General features: G+C 59.2%; 28 protein-coding genes. 19 read left to right on the top strand and 9 right to left on the bottom strand.

Features of this window, described 5'->3' with window-relative positions:
• Positions 1 to 146: 146 nt before the first annotated feature.
• Complete coding sequence (locus ACIPY9_RS09125) at positions 147 to 317, top strand: hypothetical protein (protein WP_400699685.1); 171 nt, start codon at positions 147 to 149, stop codon at positions 315 to 317.
• A 75-nt stretch (positions 318 to 392) separates the two neighbouring features.
• Here the strand turns inward: ACIPY9_RS09125 and ACIPY9_RS09120 are convergent, their stop codons facing one another.
• Positions 393 to 1,151, bottom strand: a complete 759-nt coding sequence (locus ACIPY9_RS09120; RefSeq protein ID WP_400699683.1) for a TerC family protein — start codon at positions 1,149 to 1,151, stop codon at positions 393 to 395.
• 32 nt (positions 1,152 to 1,183) lie between these two features.
• The gene (locus ACIPY9_RS09115; protein WP_400699681.1) at positions 1,184 to 1,423 is read right to left on the bottom strand and encodes a hypothetical protein; all 240 of its coding nucleotides are present in this window, start codon (positions 1,421 to 1,423) and stop codon (positions 1,184 to 1,186) included.
• A gap of 133 nt (positions 1,424 to 1,556) precedes the next feature.
• On the opposite strand from ACIPY9_RS09115, the gene nhaR reads away from it, so the two are divergent.
• Positions 1,557 to 2,453 carry a transcriptional activator NhaR gene (gene nhaR, locus ACIPY9_RS09110; protein WP_400699679.1) on the top strand — a complete coding sequence of 299 codons (897 nt, stop codon included), beginning with the start codon at positions 1,557 to 1,559 and terminating at the stop codon, positions 2,451 to 2,453.
• A gap of 12 nt (positions 2,454 to 2,465) precedes the next feature.
• Here the strand turns inward: nhaR and ACIPY9_RS09105 are convergent, their stop codons facing one another.
• Positions 2,466 to 2,975: a DUF1993 family protein gene (locus ACIPY9_RS09105; protein ID WP_400699677.1), complete on the bottom strand. Its 510-nt coding sequence runs from the start codon at positions 2,973 to 2,975 to the stop codon at positions 2,466 to 2,468.
• 156 nt (positions 2,976 to 3,131) lie between these two features.
• On the opposite strand from ACIPY9_RS09105, the gene ACIPY9_RS09100 reads away from it, so the two are divergent.
• Complete coding sequence (locus ACIPY9_RS09100; RefSeq protein WP_400699675.1) at positions 3,132 to 3,785, top strand: YceH family protein; 654 nt, start codon at positions 3,132 to 3,134, stop codon at positions 3,783 to 3,785.
• Between the two features lie 123 nt (positions 3,786 to 3,908).
• On the opposite strand, the gene ACIPY9_RS09095 is transcribed toward ACIPY9_RS09100, so the two are convergent.
• Positions 3,909 to 4,784: a LysR family transcriptional regulator gene (locus ACIPY9_RS09095; RefSeq protein WP_400699673.1), complete on the bottom strand. Its 876-nt coding sequence runs from the start codon at positions 4,782 to 4,784 to the stop codon at positions 3,909 to 3,911.
• A gap of 106 nt (positions 4,785 to 4,890) precedes the next feature.
• Between ACIPY9_RS09095 and ACIPY9_RS09090 the strand changes: the two genes are divergently transcribed.
• Positions 4,891 to 5,985 carry a tRNA-dihydrouridine synthase gene (locus tag ACIPY9_RS09090; protein ID WP_400699670.1) on the top strand — a complete coding sequence of 365 codons (1,095 nt, stop codon included), beginning with the start codon at positions 4,891 to 4,893 and terminating at the stop codon, positions 5,983 to 5,985.
• 227 nt (positions 5,986 to 6,212) lie between these two features.
• A complete protein-coding gene (locus ACIPY9_RS09085) occupies positions 6,213 to 6,572 on the top strand; it encodes a hypothetical protein (protein WP_400699667.1) in 360 nt (119 codons plus the stop codon).
• Positions 6,573 to 6,680: 108 nt separating this feature from the next.
• On the opposite strand, the gene soxR is transcribed toward ACIPY9_RS09085, so the two are convergent.
• Entirely contained in the window at positions 6,681 to 7,286 is a 606-nt protein-coding gene (gene soxR, locus ACIPY9_RS09080) for a redox-sensitive transcriptional activator SoxR (RefSeq protein WP_400699664.1), read from the bottom strand.
• Between the two features lie 2 nt (positions 7,287 to 7,288).
• Here soxR and ACIPY9_RS09075 point away from each other — a divergent pair, with 2 nt between their 5' ends.
• Positions 7,289 to 7,762: an NADPH-dependent FMN reductase gene (locus ACIPY9_RS09075; RefSeq protein WP_400699662.1), complete on the top strand. Its 474-nt coding sequence runs from the start codon at positions 7,289 to 7,291 to the stop codon at positions 7,760 to 7,762.
• 120 nt (positions 7,763 to 7,882) lie between these two features.
• On the top strand, positions 7,883 to 8,053 hold the full coding sequence (locus ACIPY9_RS09070) for a hypothetical protein (protein WP_400699659.1): 171 nt from the start codon (positions 7,883 to 7,885) through the stop codon (positions 8,051 to 8,053).
• Between the two features lie 91 nt (positions 8,054 to 8,144).
• On the opposite strand, the gene ACIPY9_RS09065 is transcribed toward ACIPY9_RS09070, so the two are convergent.
• Positions 8,145 to 8,705, bottom strand: a complete 561-nt coding sequence (locus ACIPY9_RS09065) for a hypothetical protein (RefSeq protein WP_400699656.1) — start codon at positions 8,703 to 8,705, stop codon at positions 8,145 to 8,147.
• Between the two features lie 254 nt (positions 8,706 to 8,959).
• On the opposite strand from ACIPY9_RS09065, the gene pbpG reads away from it, so the two are divergent.
• Positions 8,960 to 9,904: a D-alanyl-D-alanine endopeptidase gene (pbpG, locus tag ACIPY9_RS09060; RefSeq protein ID WP_400699858.1), complete on the top strand. Its 945-nt coding sequence runs from the start codon at positions 8,960 to 8,962 to the stop codon at positions 9,902 to 9,904.
• Positions 9,905 to 10,046: 142 nt separating this feature from the next.
• Here pbpG and ACIPY9_RS09055 read toward each other — a convergent pair whose 3' ends face one another.
• On the bottom strand, positions 10,047 to 11,477 hold the full coding sequence (locus ACIPY9_RS09055) for an NAD-dependent succinate-semialdehyde dehydrogenase (protein ID WP_400699653.1): 1,431 nt from the start codon (positions 11,475 to 11,477) through the stop codon (positions 10,047 to 10,049).
• Between the two features lie 169 nt (positions 11,478 to 11,646).
• Positions 11,647 to 12,504, bottom strand: a complete 858-nt coding sequence (locus ACIPY9_RS09050; protein ID WP_400699650.1) for an SDR family oxidoreductase — start codon at positions 12,502 to 12,504, stop codon at positions 11,647 to 11,649.
• Positions 12,505 to 12,756: 252 nt separating this feature from the next.
• Between ACIPY9_RS09050 and ACIPY9_RS09045 the strand changes: the two genes are divergently transcribed.
• From ACIPY9_RS09045 to ACIPY9_RS09020, 6 genes are all read left to right on the top strand, one after another.
• Positions 12,757 to 13,347: an amino acid synthesis family protein gene (locus ACIPY9_RS09045; RefSeq protein ID WP_400699647.1), complete on the top strand. Its 591-nt coding sequence runs from the start codon at positions 12,757 to 12,759 to the stop codon at positions 13,345 to 13,347.
• A 37-nt stretch (positions 13,348 to 13,384) separates the two neighbouring features.
• Entirely contained in the window at positions 13,385 to 14,218 is an 834-nt protein-coding gene (locus ACIPY9_RS09040) for an alpha/beta fold hydrolase (RefSeq protein ID WP_400699644.1), read from the top strand.
• Positions 14,215 to 15,696, top strand: coding sequence for an aldehyde dehydrogenase (locus ACIPY9_RS09035; RefSeq protein WP_400699642.1), 1,482 nt, complete (start codon positions 14,215 to 14,217; stop codon positions 15,694 to 15,696). The genes ACIPY9_RS09040 and ACIPY9_RS09035 overlap by 4 nt, the downstream gene beginning before the upstream one ends.
• A 13-nt stretch (positions 15,697 to 15,709) precedes the next feature.
• Positions 15,710 to 16,195, top strand: coding sequence for a flavin reductase family protein (locus ACIPY9_RS09030; protein ID WP_400699639.1), 486 nt, complete (start codon positions 15,710 to 15,712; stop codon positions 16,193 to 16,195).
• Between the two features lie 170 nt (positions 16,196 to 16,365).
• Positions 16,366 to 17,118, top strand: coding sequence for a GntR family transcriptional regulator (locus ACIPY9_RS09025; protein WP_400699636.1), 753 nt, complete (start codon positions 16,366 to 16,368; stop codon positions 17,116 to 17,118).
• A 1-nt stretch (position 17,119) separates the two neighbouring features.
• A complete protein-coding gene (locus ACIPY9_RS09020) occupies positions 17,120 to 17,683 on the top strand; it encodes an NUDIX hydrolase (RefSeq protein WP_400699633.1) in 564 nt (187 codons plus the stop codon).
• A 117-nt stretch (positions 17,684 to 17,800) separates the two neighbouring features.
• Here the strand turns inward: ACIPY9_RS09020 and ACIPY9_RS09015 are convergent, their stop codons facing one another.
• Entirely contained in the window at positions 17,801 to 18,088 is a 288-nt protein-coding gene (locus tag ACIPY9_RS09015) for a DUF1330 domain-containing protein (RefSeq protein ID WP_400699630.1), read from the bottom strand.
• 95 nt (positions 18,089 to 18,183) lie between these two features.
• On the opposite strand from ACIPY9_RS09015, the gene ribBA reads away from it, so the two are divergent.
• From ribBA to ACIPY9_RS08990, 5 genes are all read left to right on the top strand, one after another.
• Positions 18,184 to 19,293 carry a bifunctional 3,4-dihydroxy-2-butanone-4-phosphate synthase/GTP cyclohydrolase II gene (gene ribBA / locus ACIPY9_RS09010; RefSeq protein WP_400699627.1) on the top strand — a complete coding sequence of 370 codons (1,110 nt, stop codon included), beginning with the start codon at positions 18,184 to 18,186 and terminating at the stop codon, positions 19,291 to 19,293.
• A gap of 308 nt (positions 19,294 to 19,601) precedes the next feature.
• Positions 19,602 to 20,627 carry an ABC transporter substrate-binding protein gene (locus ACIPY9_RS09005; RefSeq protein ID WP_400699624.1) on the top strand — a complete coding sequence of 342 codons (1,026 nt, stop codon included), beginning with the start codon at positions 19,602 to 19,604 and terminating at the stop codon, positions 20,625 to 20,627.
• Positions 20,612 to 21,568, top strand: a complete 957-nt coding sequence (locus ACIPY9_RS09000; RefSeq protein WP_400699621.1) for an ABC transporter permease — start codon at positions 20,612 to 20,614, stop codon at positions 21,566 to 21,568. The genes ACIPY9_RS09005 and ACIPY9_RS09000 overlap by 16 nt, the downstream gene beginning before the upstream one ends.
• Positions 21,569 to 21,574: 6 nt before the next feature.
• The gene (locus ACIPY9_RS08995; protein WP_400699618.1) at positions 21,575 to 22,390 is read left to right on the top strand and encodes an ABC transporter permease; all 816 of its coding nucleotides are present in this window, start codon (positions 21,575 to 21,577) and stop codon (positions 22,388 to 22,390) included.
• Complete coding sequence (locus ACIPY9_RS08990) at positions 22,387 to 23,541, top strand: ABC transporter ATP-binding protein (protein ID WP_400699616.1); 1,155 nt, start codon at positions 22,387 to 22,389, stop codon at positions 23,539 to 23,541. The genes ACIPY9_RS08995 and ACIPY9_RS08990 overlap by 4 nt, the downstream gene beginning before the upstream one ends.
• The last annotated feature ends 99 nt before the right edge of the window (positions 23,542 to 23,640 follow it).

Here is a 23,640-nt window from a genome sequence, read left to right as displayed (position 1 = left end):
CACAAGGCAGGGGTATAGCCTTCTGACACAGTCCAGGTGCCCGGATAGATCAAATCGGTCATAGCCGTCAATCAAACGAAACATGCGCGGTACTAGACTGTCACTTATTGAGACAGGAACAGAATGCAACACATGCGGAGGCGCTTATGAGCCTGGAAATGACCATCGTGATGCTGATCGTGGCATGGCTTGCCGTTGCAGGTGCCATGCTTTGGGGAGTGCTACGAATTTCTCGCCGCCATCAACCTCGTACGACGCCGGTAGCCAGACTGGAAGTCCATGCACCTCGTAAAGGTCAGCCTGTAACCGCTCATTGACGAGCGATCCTGAAATGCAAAATGGTCGGCCCCTTTCAGGGCCGACCATTTTTTTACAGCAGGCGATTCAGACCATCAGGCATTGGCAGCCTGTGCAGCAGCCTTTTTGCGCTTGGCTCGGCGGGCCAGCATATTCAGCGCTTCAATCACTGCAGAGAAGGTCATCGCCGCATAGATGTAGCCCTTAGGCACATGAGCCCCGAAACCTTCTGCGATCAGTGTCATACCGATCATGATCAGGAAGCCCAGCGCCAGCATGACCACTGTCGGGTTGTCGTTGATGAACTTCGCCAACGGGTTGGCAGCCACCATCATCACGACCACGGCAGAGACCACCGCGATGATCATGATCGGCAAGTGTTCGGTCATGCCCACAGCCGTAATGATGCTGTCGATGGAGAACACCAGGTCCAGCATCAGGATCTGGAAGATTGCCGCGCCCATGCTCAGGGCCACCGTGGAACCCAGGGTTTTCTCTTCCTCGGTCTTGACGTCCATGCTGTGATGGATTTCCGTGGTCGCCTTCCAGACCAGGAACAGGCCACCGGCGATCAGGATCATGTCCTTCCAGGAGAACATCTGGCCAAACAGCTCAAGCACAGGCTCGGTCAGTTGCACGATATACGCCACGGTGCTGAGCAGGCCCAGACGCATGATCAACGCCATGCCGATACCCAGACGACGAGCCTTGGGACGCTGATGCTCCGGCAGCTTGTTGGTCAGGATCGAAATGAAGATCAGGTTGTCGATACCCAGCACGACTTCCATCACCACCAGCGTGGCCAATGCAACCCAGGCGGCGGGGCTTGTTGCGAGTTCCAAAATGTATTCCATAGATCATGCCCTGCTTGAGTCAATGTTAAGCGTCAGATTTCCTGACCAGACTTCTCTTCACGAGATTCGGGTTGCTTCGGTTCAAGTACCGAAAGATCCTTGCGGGTATCTTCCAGTGCCTTGGTTGCCGCTTCATGTGTATCGTCGATAGCCTGTTTGGCCGAGTTGGCCGCCGTATCCAGCAGCTGTTTGGTCGACGACTCCACCTGATCACAGCCTGCCATCACCACCAGCGAACCTGCCAGCAATACCACATAAATGGGTTTGATCATGTTTCCCTCGATAAGCAAGGCCGGACATCTCTTTATGGTCCGGCGTTGACGAAGCATTCTAGGGACATGGAAACATCAGGAAAATTCGATTTTTCAAGGTGTATACTTCGGTTTTACCGAATCGACAATCTTTATGCTCAACTATCGTCAACTTCACTATTTCTGGGTCGTCGCCAGAACCGGCAGCATCGTACGCGCCTGCGAACAACTGAACCTCACGCCACAGACCATCAGCGGCCAGATCAGCCTGCTCGAGCAGACCCTGGGCGTCGACCTTTTCCAGCGTGCCGGTCGACAACTGGAACTGACCGAAGCCGGTCGCCTGGCCCTGCCCTATGCCGAACAGATGTTCCAGCTGGGCAATGAACTGGAAACCATGCTGCGTTCACAACCTGACGAGCAGCAGATTCTGTTCCGCATCGGCGTGGCCGACGTTGTCCCGAAATCCATTGTCTATCGCCTGATTGCCCCCACCCTGGAGCTTAACGAGTCAATGCGCATCACCTGTCGCGAAGACAAGCTCGAGCGCTTGCTCGCGGACCTGGCGATCCAGCGCCTGGACATGGTGATTTCAGACAGTCCCATGCCCTCGCATCTGGACATCAAAGGCCACAGCCAGAAGCTGGGGGAATGCGGTGTCAGCTTCTTTGCGACACAGGAGGTGGCCGAACGACTCGGAAAGGCGTTCCCGGCGTGCATGCAGGGCGCACCGCTCCTGATTCCCGGGCAGGACACCGTTGTTCGCGGCAGGCTGATGCGCTGGTTCGCCGATCAGAAAGTCCAGCCACGGATTATCGGCGAATTCGATGACAGTGCCTTGATGAAGGCTTTCGGCAAATCCGGCAGCGGCGTCTTCGTTGCGCCCAGCGTGATCGCCGAAGAAGTGCAGAATCAGTACGACGTGCAGGTGATCGGCCAGACCGAATCGGTGACCGAATCCTTCTATGCCATTACCGTCGAGCGCAAGGTCAAGCACCCCGGTGTTGTCGCCATCACCGAGAGTGCCCGAAACAAGTTGTTTACCGATTAATCATCGAGGCGTTCAGAACTTGCCCATGTAATCGCGCTTGCCGATTTCCAGGCCATTGTGACGAAGCAGGTCATAGGCTGTGGTGACATGGAAGAAGAACTGCGGCAAGGCATAACTGAGCAGATAAGCCTGACCGTTGAGGCGCTTTTCCTTTTCGGTGCCGGGACGCAGGACGACTTCAATGCCTTCCTTGCCATCGACCTGCTCCGGCGTGATGCTGCCGATGAACGCCAGTGCCTTGGCGATCAGGGCTTGCAGTTCGGCAAAGGTGGTTTCGGCATCGTCGTACTTGGGAATCTCGACACCTGCCAGACGAGCCGAAGCGCCCTTGGCGAAATCGACCGCGATCTGGATCTGACGGGTGAACGGCAGCATGTCCGGGAACAGACGCGCCTGCAACAGGGCGTCAGGCTGGATTTTCTTCTCGGTAGCGTGAGCCTCGGCCTTGACCAGAATCTCATTCAGCGCGGTGAGCATTTGCTGGAAAACCGGAACGGAAGCAGCGTACAGGGAAATAGACATGGTAATTCCTGAGAGTGAAAGTCAGGAATTATAGACATGCTTCTCGCGAAAGATGGCCAGGCTTTTGTCGATGCCATGGAATGGATCATCGGCACACTGGAAATAATTCATCGCAGCCAATAGGCTGGCACCCCGCCATTGCTCAGGGAAAGCGTAATGACCATAGAATCCACTCCAATCGAATCGACCGACGACAGCGAAGCGTTGAAACTCAACAGCATCGAGGTCCGGATTCTCGGCTGCCTGATCGAAAAACAGGCCACCAGCCCGGAAACCTACCCGCTGACCCTCAACGCACTGGTCCTTGCCTGCAACCAGAAAACCAGCCGCGATCCGGTCATGAACCTGACCCAGGGCCAGATCGGCCAAAGCCTGCGCGCCCTGGAGAACCGTGGGCTGACTCATCTGATCATGGGCAGCCGGGCCGACCGCTGGGAACACAAGGTCGACAAGCAACTGGAGCTGGTACCGGCTCAGGTGATCCTCACCGGTCTGCTACTGCTTCGCGGCCCACAGACCGTCAACGAACTGCTGACCCGCAGCAACCGCATGCACGACTTCGACGACAGCGAACAGATCGTTCACCAACTGGAACGCCTTATCGCCCGAGGCCTGGCCACCCTGCTCCCACGCCAGCCCGGCCAGCGCGAAGACCGCTACATGCACGCACTGGGAGATCCGGCAGACCTGCAAGAGCTGCTCGCTGCACGCCAGAACCCGCCTGAACGGTCTGCACCGTCGAGCGAGCGGCTGGATGAACTGGAAGCACGGATCGCGGCGCTTGAGGAGCGGTTGGCGAGGCTGGAGTAGCTTGCCTTGCGGAAGATGTCGCAGTGTCACTGACACTGCGCTGTCTTGAAGCATCCAGGACCGGATTTATCCGGGAAGAGGCCTGCATAGCGGCTAGGCCGTTGATCTTCCTGCAGCCCCAGCTCATCTCCCCAAAAACCGCTCCAGACTCTCCAGAAAAACCCTCACCCGATGCGGCACATGATGCCGGGTCGGCAACATGGCCGTAATGGCCAGCTCTTCCGGTTTCACATCCTCCAGTTCAACCAGAACCAGGCTGCCCTCCTGCAGTTCGTTCCGTATATCCCAATAAGTCAGCATGGCCAGCCCCAGGCCCTGTTTGCTGGCGGTGCGAATGGCTTCGACGCTGCTTGCCGAAAACGAACCCTCGGCCTTGATTGCCACTGGCTCGCCATCCCGCATAAATGGCCAGTAAGGCATCGCGTGCAAAGCGATACGCGGGTGGTTCCTGAGTTCATCGAGTCGGGTGGGTGTGCCGTGACGTGCCAGGTAATCAGGACTGGCGCAGACCACGCGAGGATTCGGAGCCAGGGCGCGGGCCACCAGTCCTGAGTCGCGTATCGTGGCAATGCGGATGGCCACATCAATCCCCTGCCCCACGATGTCCACGATGCTGTCCGACAGGGTCAGGTCAACCTGCAGTGCTGGATTCTGCGTCATCAGCGCGGGCAGCAAAGGCATGATGACCGTCTGGCCAAATACGCTGGGAGCCGTCACTTTCAGCACCCCGCTGGCAGTGCCGACACGGGTCTTCAAGGTTGTTCGAGCCGCTTCACTGGCTTCCAGGATGGTATTGGCGTGAAGAAGAAAGACCTCGCCTTCCGCCGTGAGCGATGCCGAACGCGTGGTGCGATGCACCAGACGTACACTCAGATCGCGTTCCAGTGCAGCGAGACGACGGGAAACCATCATCGGGGACAGACCCAGACGCCTGGCAGCCCCCGAAAGACTGCCGCTATCAGCGATGGCCACAAAGACTTCTATCTCGGGAATCTGCATCGATTTTATCCATAACTGTTAAGGCGACTTATCAATATTGTCGTCTTCCCGGGGCTGACCACAGCACTTATCGTCAAGGCCTTGTATCAATGAACAGGGCTTCGACATGAATACCAACGACCGACAGATTCTAACTCCATTTGATATTGGCAACCTGAAACTCAGGAACAGATTCGCCCTCGCGCCGATGACGCGAGTCAGTGCAACGGAGAGCGGAAACGCCACGCAGGCAATGGCTCGCTATTACGAGCGATTCGCCAAAGGCGGCTTTGGCCTGCTGATCACTGAAGGCATCTACACCGACCGCAGATTTTCCCAGGGTTACGCCTTTCAACCCGGCCTCACCGATGAAGAACAAGCGCTTGCCTGGACAGCAGTCACTGAGGCGATTCACCGCCATGAAAGCGCGGCCTTCGCTCAGATCATGCATGCCGGTGCAATCAGCCAGGGCAACCGCTTCGTCACCGGAACTGTCGGCCCATCGGCCGTTCAACCCAAAGGGCAGCAGATGAAGTTCTACTACGGACAGGGCCAATACCCTGTACCCAAAGCCATGAGCGATGAAGACATTGCGGATGCCATCCAGGGCTTTGCCAATGCCGCGAAACTGGCCATAGGCACGGCAGGCTTTGATGGCATCGAGATTCACGGGGCCAACGGTTACCTGCTCGACCAGTTTCTTACCGATTACACCAACCGGCGGAGCGATCGTTGGGGTGGTGACGTGAAGCGGCGTGTCGGGCTGATACTTGAAGTAATCGCCGCCGTAAAAAAGGTGGCCGGCCAGGCCCCCGTTGGCGTGCGAATTTCCCAGGGCAAGGTCAACGATTACGAACATAAATGGATCGAGGGCGACGCCAGTGCGGAAATCATCTTCGGTGCGCTGGCCGATGCAGGCGTCGATTTTATCCATGTGACGGAACACAAGGCCTGGCAACCCGCCTTCAGCCCAGGCAATACCAGCCTCATTGAACTGGCCCGACGCTACGCCCCCGCCATACCGCTGATTGCCAATGGCGGACTGGATAATCCCGGACAGGCCGAGCAGGCACTACTGGACGGCGCAGACATCATCGCCATCGGCAAGGCTGCACTGGCCAACCCGGATCTGCCCCATCGACTGATGACCGACCAGCCCGTTCGCGACTTTGATCCCGCCATTCTCGAGCCGATAGCGAATATCAAAGACAGCGAGTTCTGACCGAAGCTTTCTACCGAACGGTATTGGATTAAATCACTGGCGCAGGCGTAGAATCGGCAGCCGGATCGACGATGAACAGGCAGCACAGAACGTCCTCGACCGCCTTACACAAAATTTACCTAACGGCTTCGCAGTTTTCTCCGATTACGATGTCTTAGAGTTATCCCGTGGCAGTGCTTGAGAGTAATGCAGGCCCGCGACAACGGGTTGAGAGCCGAGGAACAGTCATGATTCGTCATATCCCCAAGATTGCCTTGTTTATAGGTGCCCTGGCACTGGCAGGCCAAGCCAACGCTGATCATCGTGGCTGGGGTGGGCCCGCCGTACTGGGTGCAATCGTTGGTGCTGCCGTGGTTGGAGCGGCTGTTTCGTCCAGCCGTGACAGGACGGTGTATGTAGAACGCCCGCCGGTCTATGTGCAACCGCAGCCCGTGTATTACGCACCGCCTCCTCCGCCAGTGGTCTATTACCAGCCAGCACCGGTCTATGAAGTCGTGGAGCGCTATCCTGCACCGCCACCGCCCGGTTACTACCGTCGTTATGGGCCACCACCAGCCTATTACGGCCCGCCACGCGGTCACTGGTAACTCATGAATCGGCAATGCTGTTCATTCAGCATTGCGTCCAGATGAGATATACCCAGAAAATCCGGTGCCTTAATCAGGGCACCGGATTTTTTATGGCCTTGCACAAGGCTACTGCGACTGTCCGCTCAGTTCCCGCTCGAAAAGCACAGCCCCACTGGCTCCCTGCGACAGCATGTCTTCCGGATTGCGCAACGGGCATCCTCCCAGCGTCAGGCACCCACACCCAATGCAGCTTTCCAGATTCCGCTGGAGATGAGTCAGGCGCTCGATGCGCTCACGCAATGAGTCGGCCCACTTCCGGGAAACCTCTGCCCACTCCTGAGCTGAAGGCTGTCGATCGTCTGGAATCGGCGCAAGCGCCTCGCGAATCTCCGCCAGCGGGATACCACTGGATTGCGCGATTTTGATGATCGCAATACGCCGAAGCACGCCACGGCCATAAACGCGCTGATTCCCCGCCGTCCGCTGAGGTTTCAACAGGCCCTTGGTTTCGTAAAAGTGAAGCGTGGACACCGGAAGCCCACTTCTTGAAGCGACCTCTCCGACACTCATCGATTGAGCCGAGTTTAATTTTCCGCTCACGTTCTTGACCTCAAGCATGGTTGAGGTTTTATAAAGCACGCAGCTTGCAAAACACAACCCTGCCTGGAACAACACGAGGTTCAATAGCTGTGAAACGTTTGATAGCCATCTCTGGAAGCCTTCGGAACGCATCGGTGAATACCGCTATCCTCAGCACTGTGGCCGAACGGGCACCAGAAGGGTTTGAGGTGATCGTCTGGGATATCGCTGACATTCCACTGTTCAACGAAGATCTGGAGAGCTGCCTTCCTGCCGCAGTGGCGCGATTACGCCAGGCAGTCTCCAGCTCGGACGGCGTGCTTCTGGCGTCTCCGGAATACAGTCACGGGACTTCAGGTGTGCTCAAGAACGTTCTCGACTGGCTGTCGCGTCCTTACAGACAAGCACCGCTGGCGGGCAAGAAAGTGTTGGTGCTGAGTTCATCTCCGGCATCAACGGGAGGTATCCGCAGCCATGCCCAGATCCAGGCCGCACTCGACGGAATACAGGCACAGCGGCTGGATTACCCCCAGATCGTGATCACTCACGCGGACAAGAAAATCTCAGGTTCTCGCTTCACGGACGAACGCACCCTGGAGTTCATCTGCGAAGCCATCAGCCATTTCTGAAGTCAGAGGGCGTACCGGACGGCACTTGTCGTCTTTTATCAATGACGACTATCAAGAGCGATGATTTTTGTCGGAGGTGCTGGCTGCGTAAAGTGGCGCCATCGATTGATGGAGACCGCCATGAACAAGGTTCAGATCATGTCCGTAGTCGGCAGCGCCGTCCCGGCCAACCTCAGAGAGCGTGGCCTGTTGGCCTGCTGGTATCTGATGCACAACGGCGAACCCGTCAGCGGCCCTTTTGCCTCATTGCCTGCCGCGCAAGCCCTGGCAAACCAGATACTCAACGGTTGATAGGGCTCGCCAGTCCAGACTTCGTGCGTTGCTCCGCACATCCCCTTGCCCACATTCCCCGATGTGGGCTTTTTTATGAGGCATCGAAACGTTATACGCGCTCGGCCATGGCGGCATTGACCTGGCAGCGATGAGCCAGCTTTTGCAGGCGTTTTTCCAGGGCGGTGAACACGACACGGTCGGTTCGACCGCTGTCCAGTTCGTCGATCAGGTCATTGGCAACCTGGCGTAACTCGTAGGCCAGCACGATACGGTCGTCATTCAGGTCCTGCTTGTGAGACTCGAACAAGCGATGCAGGTAATCCTGCAAGGTGTACTTCAGGCGGTGACGATCACTGGCCCGCAAGTGGGTGAGATTCAGACTGGTTCGGGCATGCAGCTCGTTCAGCTCGCCACACAGGTATTGAATACGACGTGCATAACCGGTTTCACGCTCACGCAACTGTTTATGAGCCGCTTCGGCTTCCTGCCTGCGCTGAATGCCCGGTACGCCGACTGCAACCATCATACCGACGATCAATCCGGTGGCCTGGACCCAGCCGACCCAGTCGGCTGACCTTGAAAAGAACCCGATACCCAACAACACGACAGCAACCAAAGACGCAGCGATCACCAGAACAACGTAATCCTTGCTGATAAACCCCTTGGGCATTGCGCGACTCCTTAAATCGATGACCTTTGATGGCATGGGATGCTAATAGGTACGAGCGTCTGATACCACGAATATTGAAAGCTCGGCATTAATTGCATCGACTTGAGGCTTAACAACGACTTAATAAAACCGTAATTCCTGTCTTTATTGACGAAACGCCCTCCCCACCCCATCGACTTTACGCAGATCCCGCTCCTAAAATGCGGTGTTTTCCTATATCCACGTGCTGTCCTGCACATCTTATCGAGTGAGCGCTGCTCTTGAAAATTCGTCTGCCACTTCTGGGTCTTTTATTTGCACTTACAGGCCCTGTAGTTTCCACTCATGCCCTTGCAAACGAAGCCGCGGCCCTGACACGGGATCCTTCACAACTTCATCTGGCTTCCGGCAGCACCCTGGTCATCGACCTGCAAACCGACAAGGTTCTCTATTCCCACAATCCGGACGTTATTGTCCCGATTGCTTCGGTCACCAAACTCATGACCGCCATGGTCGTGCTGGATGCCAGGCAGCCGATGGATGAAGTCATTCCGGTGGATATTTCCCAGACGCCGGAAATGAAAGGCGTGTTCTCCCGCGTCAAGCTCGGCAGCCAGCTGAACCGCAAGGACATGCTGCTGATCACCCTGATGTCGTCGGAAAACCGTGCCGCCGCGAGTCTGGCCCACAGCTATCCGGGCGGCTACCCGGCCTTCATCCTGGCCATGAACGCCAAGGCCAAGGCGCTGGGCATGAAGCATACGGCCTACGTCGAACCGACCGGTCTGTCGGTGTATAACGTCTCCACGGCGCGTGACCTCACCAAACTGGTCATGGCCGCCCGCAAATACCCGATGCTCAGCGAGTTGAGCACGACCCCGGAAAAGACCGTGACGTTCCGCAAGCCCACCTACAGCCTGGGCTTCAGCAACACGGATCACCTTGTTCGCAAGGACAACTGGGACATCAAGCTGACCAAGACCGGCTTCACCAATCAGGCAGGCCACTGCCTCGTATTGCTGACCAGCATGGCTAACCGCCCGGTTTCCGTCGTCATCCTCGATGCATTCGGCAAATACACCCACTTCGCCGATGCCAGCCGCCTGCGCCGCTGGCTGGAAACCGGCCAGAGCGGCCCGGCGCCGGAAGTCGCCCTCCAGTACAAGAAAGAGAAGAATCTGATGATGAAGCAGAACGGGATTCAGCAGGCCAAGGAATAAACCTTATCCTCGCCTACATGACCTGTAGGACCGGATTCATCCGGGAAGACATTCTTTCATCCAACATCTCTCTGTCGGATGTACCGTCCCTTCGCGGATGAATCCGCTCCTACTGGAGAGGATTCATCCGCGAAAGCAGCGCTTAGTTGAACTGCGTCACCAGCTTGGTATTGAGGTAGGCCTCGATCGCTTCGGTGCCGCCCTCAGAGCCATAGCCCGAGTCCTTGATGCCGCCAAACGGAATCTCTGGCAGGCCGATCCCCTGATGATTGATCGACAGCATGCCCGCTTCGATGCCATTGCTCAGCGCCTGGGCGGTCTTCATCGAGGTGGTGAAGGCATAGGATGCCAGGCCGAACGGCACACGGTTGGATTCAGCGATCACCTCCTCCAGCGTGTCGAAAGGCACCAGCAAGGCAACCGGCCCGAACGGCTCTTCGTTCATGATCCGCATGTCACGGGTCAGGCCGCTCAATACGGTGGGCTCGAAGAAGTAGCCCGGCCCGTCAATGGCCTTGCCGCCAGTCTCCAGCGTTGCACCGGCACCGACCGCATCCTCGACCAGATCCACCAGCGCAGGAATGCGGCGATCATTGGCCACCGGTCCCATGGTCGTACCCGCCTCCAGGCCATTGCCGACCTTGACCTCGCGAGTCAGGCCGACGAACTTCTCGGTGAATGCCTCGAACACCTTGCGCTGGACCAGAATCCGCGTCGGCGAAACACAGACCTGACCGGCATTACGGAATTTCGCGGTCGCCAGCACCCGTGCCGCCAGATCCAGATCGGCATCATCGAAGACCAGTGCCGGTGCGTGGCCGCCCAGTTCCATGGTCGCGCGTTTCATGTGCTGGCCAGCCAGGGCCGCCAGATGCTTGCCCACGGGCGTGGAACCGGTAAAGGTCACCTTGCGGATCACCGGATGCGGGATCAGGTAATTGGAAATCTCGGAGGGAACGCCATACACCAGCCCGATCACGCCAGCCGGCACGCCCGCATCGGCGAACGCACGAATCAGTTCGGCAGGCGATGCCGGTGTTTCTTCCGGTGCCTTGATGATGATCGAACAGCCAGCGGCCAGGGCTGACGAAAGCTTGCGCACCACCTGGTTGATCGGGAAGTTCCAGGGCGTGAACGCAGCCACCGGGCCGACCGGCTCCTTGATCACCTTCTGCTCGATCGTGGGGTTGCGCGACGGGACGAGGCGACCATAACTGCGACGCCCTTCCTCGGCCAGCCAGTCGATGATATCGGCAGCCGATTGCGTCTCCATGCGCGCCTCGGCCAGCGGCTTGCCCTGCTCCTGGGTCATGATGCGGGCAATGGTGTCGACCCGCTCGCGCAGCAGTTGCGCAGCCTTTTGCATGATCTTGTAGCGATCATAGGCCGACGTGGCACGCCAGGTTGCAAAGCCGCGCTCAGCCGCCGCCAGGGCTTCATCCAGATCGGGAATGCCGGCATGTGCCACGGTTCCCAGCGACTGGCCGGTGGCTGGATCGATGACCGGCAAGGTGCGGCCATCACGGCTCGCACGCCATTGGCCATCGATATAGAGCTGAACGTCGGGATACATGGCAATTCTCCTGAGGCAGTTGAATGACTGAGTCGCCCAACTTACGGGGATATCCCCGCATGAGTCAAGGCGCAGTCAGAAATGGATGGAATGCAACGTCTGCAACGACCTGCCACACCTCATCTGGAGGCCGTTGCTGCATGGGATTGCATCGCGACCGGAATGTTCGCTACAGAATAGGCCTGCCCCCGGTAACGCTGTACAACGCTCCCGAGGTGTAACTGGCCTGATCGGAAGCCAGCAGCACATAGATCGGTGCCACTTCCGCCGGCTGGCCCGGGCGCCCCAGCGGGGTCTGGCTGCCGAAGTGGCGGACCTCGTCTTCCGGCATGGTCGAGACGATCAGCGGCGTCCAGATCGGGCCCGGCGCCACACTGTTTACCCGAATACCCCGCTCACCCAGCATCTGCGCAAGGCCGCCGGTGAAGTTGGCAATCGCACCCTTGGTGCAGGCATAGGCCAACAGGGTCGGCTTGGGCATATCGGCGTTCACCGAACTGGTATTGATGATCGAGCTGCCTTCGCCCATGTGTTTGAGGGCGGCCTGGCAGATGCGAAATATCGCCGTGATATTGGTATCGAATGTCTTCACCCACTCCTCATCGGTGATCTCCTCGAAGGTTTCGTGGGTCATCTGGAAGGCGGCGTTATTGACCAATACATCGATGCGGCCGAATCGCTCCGCGGTTGCTTCCACGATATGGCGGCAGTGATCTTTCTGCGCCAGATCGCCGGGTAGCAGGAGGCATTGCCTGCCAGCCTGCTCCACCCAGCGTGCGGTCTCCTGCGCATCTTCATGCTCATCGAGGTAGGACAGCGCGACATCGGCCCCTTCTCGCGCAAAGGCAATGGCCACCGCGCGGCCAATGCCACTGTCAGCTCCAGTGATCAAGGCAATCCGGCTGTCCAGTCGGCCCGAGCCTTGATAACTCTGCTCGCCGCAATCGGGATAAGGCTCCATCTTCGCCTGCGAGCCGGGAACCGGCTGTGCCTGTTGAGGAAAAGGAGGTCTTGGATAGTCAGTCATTTCTTTCTCCTGTTGAGGGCTGAAGGAGATGAACCCTTGTGGGCCCATGAAATATCTGGCCCGCCTTCCAGGACCAACGTTCAAGGAACAGGAGCAACCCTCTGACGAATGGTCAGCGGCCACGGCCCGGATTTGCTGCGTATTGCCTGCGACTTCCGGTTTTTGCTTCGCGCTTGAATAAAGCACTTGCACAAGCAATCTTATGGTATACCATCATACGAAATACAACATCATTCGATCCGGGAGTCCTACATGAGTTTTGAAATTCGCAAGATCGTGACCTACACCGAAGAAACCTTGATCGAAGGCGGCAAGGCCACCGACAAACCCGTGACCATGGTCGGCCTGGCGGTGGTGATGAAGAACCCGTGGCTGGGTCGCGGTTTTGTCGAAGATCTCAAGCCGGAAATCCGTGCCAACTGCTCCGATCTGGGTGCTCTGATGGTCGAGCGTCTGACCGCCGCCATCGGTGGCGCCGACAAGATCGAAGCCTATGGCAAGGCTGCCGTGGTCGGTGCCGAAGGCGAGATCGAACACGCTTCGGCCGTGATTCACACTCTGCGCTTCGGCAACCACTACCGCGAAGCGGTCAAGGCCAAGAGCTACCTGAGCTTCACCAACAAGCGCGGTGGCCCGGGCACTTCCATCCAGATTCCGATGATGCACAAGGACGACGAAGGCCTGCGCTCGCACTACATCACCCTGGAAATGCAGATCGAAGACTCGCCTCGCGCCGACGAAATCATTGTCGTGCTGGGCGCAGCCAACGGCGGCCGCCTGCACCCACGCATCGGCAACCGTTATATCGACCTTGAAGAGCTGGCAGCCGAAAAGGCTCAGTAATCGACTTCCCCTATAAATGCCTGAGCAGGAGCGATCCATGATTCAGCTCACCGCTGAACGCACCCCGGCCGGGACCAGTTATCTGGCGACCGGTCAAGGCCACCCTGTGGTGTTGATTCACGGGGTGGGTCTGAATAAAGAAATGTGGGGCGGGCAGATCGTCGGCCTGTCCCCGCATTACCGAGTCATTGCCTACGACATGCTGGGCCATGGTGCGAGCCCGCGCCCGGACCCGGATACCGGCCTGCCTGGCTATGCAGAGCAATTGCGTGAACTGCTTGAACATCTGGGGCTGCCCCAGGCCACGATCATCGGTTTCTCGATGGGCGGACTGGTGGCGCGGGCCTTCGCCCTGCATTTCCCCCAGCACCTCTCGGGGATGGTGATCCTCAACAGTGTGTTCAACCGTACGGAAGAACAGCGGGCCGGCGTGATCGCACGCACCACCCAGGCCGCCGAACACGGGCCGGACGCCAATGCGGCAGAAGCCCTGTCGCGCTGGTTCAGCCGTGAATATCAGGCGGCCAACCCGGCGCAGATCGCAGCCATCCGCCAGAATCTGGCCAGCAACGATCCGCAAGGCTACCTGACCACCTACAAGCTGTTTGCAACACAGGATATGTACCGCGCCGACGATTTGGGCGATATTCGCGCACCGACCCTGATTGCCACCGGCGAGCTGGACCCCGGCTCGACACCGGACATGGCCCGCCAGCTGGCGATGCGCATTCAGGGCGCCGAGGTCGCGATACTGCCCGAGCAGCGGCACATGATGCCGGTGGAATCGCCGCGTCTGGTCAATCAGGTGTTGCTGGACTTCCTCGACAAGTCGGCGGCTCTACACAACCCGGTAAAGGGGATCGTTGCATGACGCTCACTCGCTTTCAGATGTGCATCGACGGCCAATGGGTCGATGCGCTTTCCGGCAAGACCTTCGACAGCCTCAACCCTGCGCTGGCCGAGCCCTGGGCACAATTGCCCGATGCCGATGAAGCCGATGTGGAACGCGCCGTACAGGCGGCGCAAAAGGCTTTCGAGAACCCGGCCTGGCGCGGACTGACAGCCACGGCGCGAGGCAAGCTGTTGCGCAGGCTGGGTGATCTGATCGCCGAGCACAAGGAACAACTCGCGCAACTGGAAAGCCGGGACAATGGCAAGCTGATCCGGGAAACCCGCGGCCAGGTGAGCTACCTGCCGGAATTCTTCCATTACACCGCCGGTCTGGCAGACAAACTCGAAGGCGGCACCCTGCCCCTCGACAAGCCCGACCTGTTTGCCTATACGGTCCACGAGCCGATGGGCGTGGTCGCCGGCATCATTCCCTGGAACAGCCCGCTGTACCTGACGGCCATCAAGCTGGCTCCGGCACTCGCTGCCGGCAACACCATCGTGCTCAAGCCTTCCGAACATGCTTCGGCCACGATTCTGGAACTGGCGCGCCTGGCGCTGGAAGCCGGGATACCACCGGGCGTGGTCAACGTCGTGACCGGTTATGGCCCCAGCACCGGCGCGGCCCTGACCCGTCATCCGCTGGTGCGCAAGATCGCCTTCACCGGCGGTGCCGCGACGGCACGGCATGTGGTGCGCAGCAGTGCCGAGAACTTCGCCAGGCTGTCGCTGGAACTGGGTGGCAAATCCCCCAATATCATCTTTGCCGATGCCGATCTGGACAGTGCCATCAATGGCGCGGTCGCAGGCATCTATGCCGCATCGGGACAAAGCTGTGTGTCCGGCTCGCGCCTGCTGGTTCAGGACGAGATCTACGATGAGTTCGTCGAGCGTCTGGCCGAACGCGCCAGCCGCATCCGCATTGGCAACCCGCAGGACGAAACCACCGAAATGGGCCCCATGGCCACTGCCCAGCAACTGGCCGTGGTCGAAGGGCTGGTGGCCGACGCCCTGGCTGAAGGCGCTCGCCTGCGGCTGGGTGGCAAGCGCCCGGAAACGGCTGGCGAAGGCTGGTTCTACGAGCCGACCCTGTTCGAGTGCGACCGCAACTCCATGAAGATCATGCAGGAAGAAGTCTTCGGGCCTGTCGCCTCGGTGATCCGGTTCAAGGATGAAGCCGAAGCCCTGGCGATCGCCAACGACTCCCAGTTCGGTCTGGCCGCCGGGATCTGGACCCGCGACCTGGGCCGGGCCCACCGTCTGGCCCGCGACATTCGCTCCGGGATCATCTGGGTCAACACTTACCGCGCCGTATCGGCCATGGCCCCTATCGGCGGCTTCAAGAACAGCGGCTACGGCCGTGAAAGCGGCATCGACTCGGTGCTCGCCTATACCGAACTGAAAACGGTATGGATCAATCTTTCGCAGGCCCCGATGCCTGATCCCTTTGTCATGCGCTAACGAGGCAGCTGTAATGATCGAACCCGGCATTTATAAAGAAGTCATGGCGTCCTTTCCTTCAGGCGTCACGATCGTTACCACACTGGATGCCGAAGGCAGTCTGGTCGGTATCACCGCCAGCGCCTTCAGCGCCTTGTCCATCGACCCGGCACTGGTGCTGTTCTGCCCGAACTACGCCAGCGACACCTACCCGGTGCTGCGTGACAGCAAGAAATTCGCCATCCATCTGCTCTCAGCCGATCAGCAGGCCGAAGCCTATGCCTTCGCAGGCAAGGGCAAGGAAAAGACCAAGGGCATCGAATGGCACCTGAGCGAGCTGGGCAACCCGCTGCTGGACAAGGCAACGGCCATCATCGAATGCGAGCTGTGGCGTGAATACGACGGCGGCGATCACGCCATCATCGTGGGTGCCGTGAAAAACCTGATCCTCCCTGAAACACCTGTGACCCCGATGGTTTATCACCGGGGCAAACTGGGGGCGCTGCCAAGCCTGGCATGAGGAGTACTTGTGGGCGTTCTTGTTGGCTCAGAGCAACGGCGTGATAAACTCGCGCCGTCCCGGACGCCGCATGCACCGGGCATGCGCCAGCCCGCTGGCCGGTGCCTTGAACGCGATCATATTTTCTGGCCGTGTTTTTCACATAGACAGCCCTACTCTGAGCACACCCGATGAAACGCCTGCCACTCGACGACAACTTCAAGGTCAATCGCAATCCCGTCACCCTGCGGGAGATCGTGCTGGACAAGCTGCGCAGCGCGATCATGAACTTCCAGCTGCTGCCGGGAGATCGTCTGGTCGAGCGGGACTTGTGCGATCGCCTCGGTGTCAGCCGGACATCGGTACGCGAAGCCTTGCGCCACCTGGAATCCGAAGGCCTGGTGGAGTTCGCCGATGCCAAGGGCCCGCGAGTCGCCATCATCACGCTGGAAGATGCCTGCGATATCTATGAGCTGCGCTGCGTACTGGAAGGGCTGATCGTGCAACTCTTCACCCTGCGGGCCAAGGCCAAGGACATTCGCGCGCTGGAAAAGGCCCTGGAAGAAAACCGCAAGGCGCTCAACGAAGGCGAACTGCAACAGGTCATCGATTCAGTGCAAAGCTTCTATGACGTGCTGCTGGAAGGGTCCGGCAACCACGTCGCCGCCACCCAGCTGCGTCAGCTGCAGGCTCGCATCAGCTACCTGCGTGCCACGTCGGTGTCTCAGGTCAACCGTCGCGGTGCCAGCAATCAGGAAATGGAACGCATCGTCGAAGCCATCAAGAGCGGCGACCCGCTGGCTGCGCATCAGGCTTCCGTCGACCATGTCCGCAATGCCGCCACTGTGGCACTGGAATACCTGAAGTCCAAGCAGGACGATGAAGCGAAGGTCCGCGACATCGTGGCTCCCGTGGCCCTCAAAGAACCCCGCATAGGCCGCTGACATGCCCGCGCCGCGCTTTTGTCCGCAGTGTGGCAGCGCCGATCTCGATCAGCGCGTGCCACCGGGCGATACCCATGCGCGGCTGATGTGCGCAGCCTGCAATTACGTTCATTACGTCAACCCGAAGATCATTGCCGGCTGCATCATCGAACAGGAAGGCAAGTACCTGCTGTGCCAGCGGGCCATTGCACCACGCCCCGGCACCTGGACACTACCCGCCGGTTTCATGGAAAGCGGCGAAACCACCGAACAGGCGGCATTGCGTGAAGTCTGGGAAGAAAGCGGCGTACGCGCGGAAATCATCTCGCCCTACTCCATCTTCAGCGTGCCGAAGATCAGCGAGGTGTACATCGTTTTCAGGGCAATAGCCCTGGAAATCACCGGACAGTTCGGGCCGGAAACCCTGGACTACAGATTCTTCGCCCCCGAAGACATCCCCTGGGACAGCATCTACTATCCTGCCATCCGGCAAATCCTCGAACGCTACATAGCCGAACGTCAGGCCGGGGTCTATGGCCTCTACATGGGCAATGACGACACCGGGAAAGTCCACTTCATCCGCTGAACCGCCCCGTAGGAGCGAATTCATTCGCGAAAAGCCGGTACATCCGCAAGAAATGTAGCGGCAGATATGCCGTCATTCGCGGATGAATCCGCTCCTACAGTCGGTCAGCGGTGTTTATTACACCCCTTCGACAATCACGATCTCGGCCTTTGCCACGCCCTGGCGGTGGCTCATCGCTTCCTGATATTCGGGTGACCGGTAACAGGCCAGCGCCTGCTCGTACGAGTCGAACTCGATCACGACCGTACGTTGCGGTGTATCACGCCCTTCAACCGCTTCGGAGCGGCCGCCACGCGCCATGAATCGGCCACCAAATAATGTGAACGCGGCAGGTGCTCGCTGGGTATATTCGGTGTATTGCTGAGGGTCGGTGACGTCTACATTTGCAATCCAATAAGCCTTCATCGCGATCTCACTGTTTCAATGGCCGGGAATTTATGAAATATTCTGTCTTATGGTATACCACGATTTTTCATCCATAGCACCGAGAGATCCTGAGCATGGCGTTCGATCGCATCGAAGACATCATTGAAGACTATCGCCAGGGCAAGATGGTCCTGCTGGTCGACGACGAAGACCGGGAAAACGAAGGTGACCTGCTGCTCGCCGCCGATCGCTGCACACCCGAGGCCATCAGCTTCATGGCCCGCGAGGCCCGCGGCCTGATCTGCCTGACCCTCACCGATGAGCATTGCCAGCGCCTGGGGCTGGAGCAGATGGTGCCCAGCAACGGCAGCGTCTTCGCAACAGCCTTCACGGTGTCCATCGAAGCCGCCACCGGCGTCAGCACGGGTATTTCCGCCGCCGATCGCGCCCGCACCGTGCAGGCTGCCGTGAATCCCGGCGCCTGTGCCGACGATCTGGTGCAACCGGGCCATATCTTCCCGCTACGCGCCCGTGAGGGTGGCGTCCTGACCCGCGCCGGACACACCGAAGCAGGTTGCGACCTGGCCCGTCTGGCGGGCCTTACCCCGGCCTCGGTCATCGTCGAAGTGATGAACGATGACGGCACCATGGCACGACGCCCCGACCTGGAAGTGTTCGCCGAAAAACACGGCATCCGGATCGGCACCATTGCCGACCTGATTCATTACCGCCTGAGCACCGAGCACACCGTCGTGCGCATCGGTGAACGCGAGCTGCCCACCGTACATGGCACATTCCGCCTGCTGAGCTATGAAGACCGGATCGAAGGTGGCGTTCACATGGCGATGGTCATGGGAGAGGTTCGGCGCGACGACCCGACACTGGTGCGGGTGCATGTGGTCGATCCGCTACGCGACCTGGTGGGCGCGGAATACACCGGACCCGCGAACTGGACGTTGTGGGCCGCCTTGCAGAAGGTCGCCGAAGAAGGTCGTGGCGTCGTTGTGGTGCTGGCCAATCATGAATCATCCCAGGCCCTGCTCGAACGCATTCCACAGCTCACCCAGCCTCCGCGCCAATACACCCGCTCGCAATCGCGCATCTATTCGGAAGTCGGGACTGGCGCACAAATATTGCAGGACATCGGCGTGGGCAAATTGCGCCATCTGGGCCCGCCACTCAAATACGCCGGGCTGACCGGATACGATCTGGAAGTGGTTGAAAGCATTCCTTTTACGGGTTGAACGCCCCTTCGGACAAGGTCGGTAACAAGACTGAAGAGGTGGCCTTGCCCCCTATAAACAAAGGCTTTCACAGGTAAAAAAGTCAAAACGGAGGTGTCCCGGCAGGGCAAAATACTTGCACAAAGTTTGGAATACCATAATATGACATTCCGTAGACCTAAGGTTTTGTCAGATGCCCCCGCCGAGGGATAAGGCTAAACAAAAGCATCTGACACGGTCGCCAGTTTCCACGGTCCACTGGACCTACTGCTCCCGAATACGCGGGCACAAAAAAGCCCGCTCAAAACACAACAAATGAGGGCGTGAAAATGGTGTTGAACAAACGTGCGATTGCAGCATTCGCTGCTGGCGTGTTGGCTGTCTCAAGCCTTACAGCCATGGCCGCCGAAAGCGTGAACTTCGTCAGTTGGGGCGGCTCGACCCAGGATGCACAGAAGCAGGCCTGGGCAGCGCCCTTCAGCAAGGCCAGTGGCATCACGGTTGTACAGGATGGCCCTACCGACTACGGCAAACTCAAGGCCATGGTCGAAAGCGGCAACGTTCAATGGGATGTCGTGGACGTGGAAGCCGACTTCGCCCTGCGTGCCGCCAGCGAAGGCCTGCTTGAACCTCTCGACTTCACCACCATCAAGCGCGACCGCATCGACCCACGCTTCGTGTCCGACCACGGCGCCGGTTCGTTCTTCTTCTCCTTCGTGCTGGGCTACAACGAAAGCAAGACCGGCAGCAAAGCCCCGCAAGACTGGTCGGCCATGTTCGACACCAAAACCTATCCCGGCAAGCGCGCACTCTACAAATGGCCGAGCCCGGGCGTGCTGGAACTGGCCCTGCTGGCCGATGGCGTCGCCGCCGACAAGCTCTATCCGCTGGATCTGGACCGCGCCTTCAAGAAACTCGACACCATCAAAAAAGACATCGTCTGGTGGGGCGGCGGCGCTCAGTCCCAGCAATTGCTGGCTTCGGGCGAAGCGACCATGGGCCAGATGTGGAACGGCCGCGTCTATGCCCTGCAACAGGACGGCGCTCCGGTGGGCGTGAGCTGGAAGCAGAACCTGGTCATGGCCGACTTCCTGGTCGTCCCCAAAGGCGCCAAGAACAAGGCTGCAGCGATGAAGTTCATTGCCGAAGCCACCAGCCCGAAAGGCCAGGCCGACTTCTCCAACCTCAGCGCCTATGCACCGGTCAACCTGGACAGCGTACCGCGCCTGGATTCGACGCTGGCCCCTAACCTGCCGACCGCCTATGGGCAGGATCAAATCACTCTCGACTTCGCATACTGGGCCAAGAACGGTCCGGACATCGCGACACGGTGGAACGAATGGCTGGTCAAGTAAAAATGACGGCCATCGCTTCCCGTCAATCCAACCCGGCCAGTGGTGCGTCCAGCACCGCTGGCGCGGCTTACGTCAAGGCAGCGACGATGCAGCCCAAAAACTCCTTGTCACAACGCTGGCGCGGCAGTCGCAACCTGATTCCGGCCCTGCTCTTTCTGGGCGTGTTCTTCTTCGCGCCACTGATCGGCCTGCTGCTTCGCGGCGTGCTGGAACCCACACCGGGCCTGGGCAACTATGAACAACTGTTCGCCAACTCCGCCTACGCCAGGGTGTTGTTCAACACCTTCTCGGTGGCCGGTCTGGTGACACTGTTCAGCGTGCTGCTGGGCTTTCCGCTGGCCTGGGTCATCACCCTGGTGCCTCGAGGCTGGGGCCGCTGGATTTTCAATATCGTGCTGCTGTCGATGTGGACCAGCCTGCTGGCCCGGACCTATTCCTGGCTGGTATTGCTGCAGGCCTCCGGAGTCGTCAACAAGACCCTGATGGCCATGGGCATCATCGATCAGCCTCTGGAGATGGTGCATAACCTCACCGGCGTGGTGATCGGCATGAGCTACATCATGATCCCGTTCATCGTGCTGCCCTTGCAGGCGACCATGCAGGCCATCGACCCGATGGTGTTGCAGGCCGGCTCCATCTGCGGCGCCAGCCCGTGGACCAACTTCTTCCGGGTATTCCTACCGCTGTGTCGCTCGGGGCTGTTTTCCGGTGGTTTGATGGTCTTTGTCATGTCCTTGGGCTACTACGTCACCCCCGCGCTGCTCGGTGGCGCGCAGAACATGATGCTGCCCGAATTCATCGTCCAGCAGGTGCAGTCCTTCCTCAACTGGGGACTGGCCAGTGCGGCCGCCGCGCTGCTGATCCTGATCACCCTGGTGTTGTTCTACTTCTACCTGAAGCTCCAGCCGGAATCCCCGGTCGGCGCCAGCAATGCGAGGTAAGCCATCATGCTCCTGACCCCCAATGCCATGAGCACGCGCCTGCGGTTGGGCCTGTACCTGACCACCGGCCTGATCGCGCTGTTTCTGTTGCTGCCGATCCTGTTCATCGTGCTGCTGTCCTTCGGCTCTTCCCAGTGGCTGGTCTTTCCACCGCCCGGCTGGCCCCTGAAGTGGTATCAGCAGTTCTTCTCCAACCCGGAGTGGATGGAAGCCGCGATGTCCAGTTTCAAGGTCGCCGTGCTGACCACGATCAGCGCCGTCGCCCTGGGCCTGCCCACCGCCTTCGCACTGGTACGGGGCCGCTTTCCGGGTCGTGACATGCTGTATGGCATCTTCACTCTGCCCATGATCGTGCCGCTGGTGATCATTGCCGTGGCCGTGTACGCCCTGTTTCTCAAGCTGGGCTACACCGGGACGCTGTTTTCCTTCGTGGTCAGCCATGTGATCGTGGCGCTGCCATTCACCATCATCTCGATCATCAACTCGTTGAAGCTGTTCGATCAGTCCATCGAGGATGCCGCCGTGATCTGCGGTGCCTCACGCATCCAGGCCGTGCTCAAGGTCACCTTCCCGGCCATCCGCCCCGGCATGCTGGCCGGCGCACTGTTCGCGTTTCTGGTGTCGTGGGACGAGGTGGTCCTGAGCGTGATGATGGCCAGCCCTACCCTGCAAACACTCCCCGTCAAAATGTGGACCACTCTGCGTCAGGATCTGACCCCGGTCATTGCAGTGGCTTCAACACTGCTGATCGCCCTGTCGGTGCTGGTCATGTTCATCGCCGCGACCCTGCGTCGCCGTAACGAAGCCCGGAGTACCTCATGAGTGCCGTCATCAAAGACAACGCGCAACACGACCTGCAACCTCTGGTCAGCCTGTGCAACCTGAACAAGCATTACGGCGATTTTGCGGCCGTGGACAATATCGACCTGAATATCCAGGACGGTGAATTCCTGACCTTCCTGGGCTCCAGCGGCTCGGGCAAGAGCACCACGCTCTCGATGCTGGCAGGATTCGAGACGCCCAGCTCCGGAGAGATTCTGGTCAACGGCAAATCCCTGGTGAACGTGCCGCCTCACAAACGCGACATCGGCATGGTGTTCCAGCGTTACTCATTGTTTCCGCACCTTTCGGTACGCGACAACATCGCCTTCCCGCTGGCCATCCGCAAACTGCCGGCGGCCGAGCGCGACAAGCGGGTCGATGCGATGCTCAAGCTGGTGCAACTGGAGCAATTCGCCCATCGCCGCCCTTCACAACTATCGGGCGGTCAGCAACAACGGGTCGCCATCGCCCGTGCACTGGTCTACGAGCCACGCATTCTGCTGATGGACGAACCGCTGGGCGCGCTGGACAAGAAGCTGCGTGAAGACCTGCAGGATGAATTGCGTCAGTTGCATCGTCGCCTGGGCATCACCATCGTCTACGTGACCCACGACCAGGAAGAGGCCATGCGCCTGTCGCAACGCATCGCGATCTTCAGCCACGGCAAGATCGTCGGCCTGGGCACCGGTTATGACCTGTACCAGAACCCGCCGAATGCCTTTGTCGCCTCGTTCCTGGGTAACTCGAACTTCCTGAAACTCAAGGCCCAGGGCAATGCCGTGGCAACCTTTGAAGGTGCACCGCTGTCGATCCGACTGACCTCGGGCCTGAAAACCGATCAGGATGTGCTGTTGATGATCCGTCCTGAAAAGGCGCTGGCCCTGAGCATCCAGCAGGCCGAGACGACCCCGCTGGAACAGGGCTGGAACGAAGTCACCGCCACCGTCACGGAAGTGCTGTTCCTGGGTGAGAGCCAGACCTGCGCCGTCGTCACTCCCGGCGGCACGGCCATGACCGTCAAGGCCCTGTCTGCAACCGGCCTGCAATTGAAGGCTGGCGATCCGGTCCGCGTACGCTGGGCAACTGCCGATGCCTGCATCTATACCGAATGGGCCGAAAGCGACCTGAACAAGGCTGCTGGCGCACATTGATGCCTTTCGCGGATGAATCCGCTCTCTGCAGGAGCGGATTCATCTGCGAAAAACGCCTGACCGACAACCAAAAAAAAGGCCGTACCCGCCTGAGAGTAC

This window comes from Pseudomonas sp. NPDC089734 (assembly GCF_044748865.1).
GTDB lineage: Bacteria > Pseudomonadota > Gammaproteobacteria > Pseudomonadales > Pseudomonadaceae > Aquipseudomonas.
This window is presented reverse-complemented; position numbering and strand designations above follow the sequence as displayed.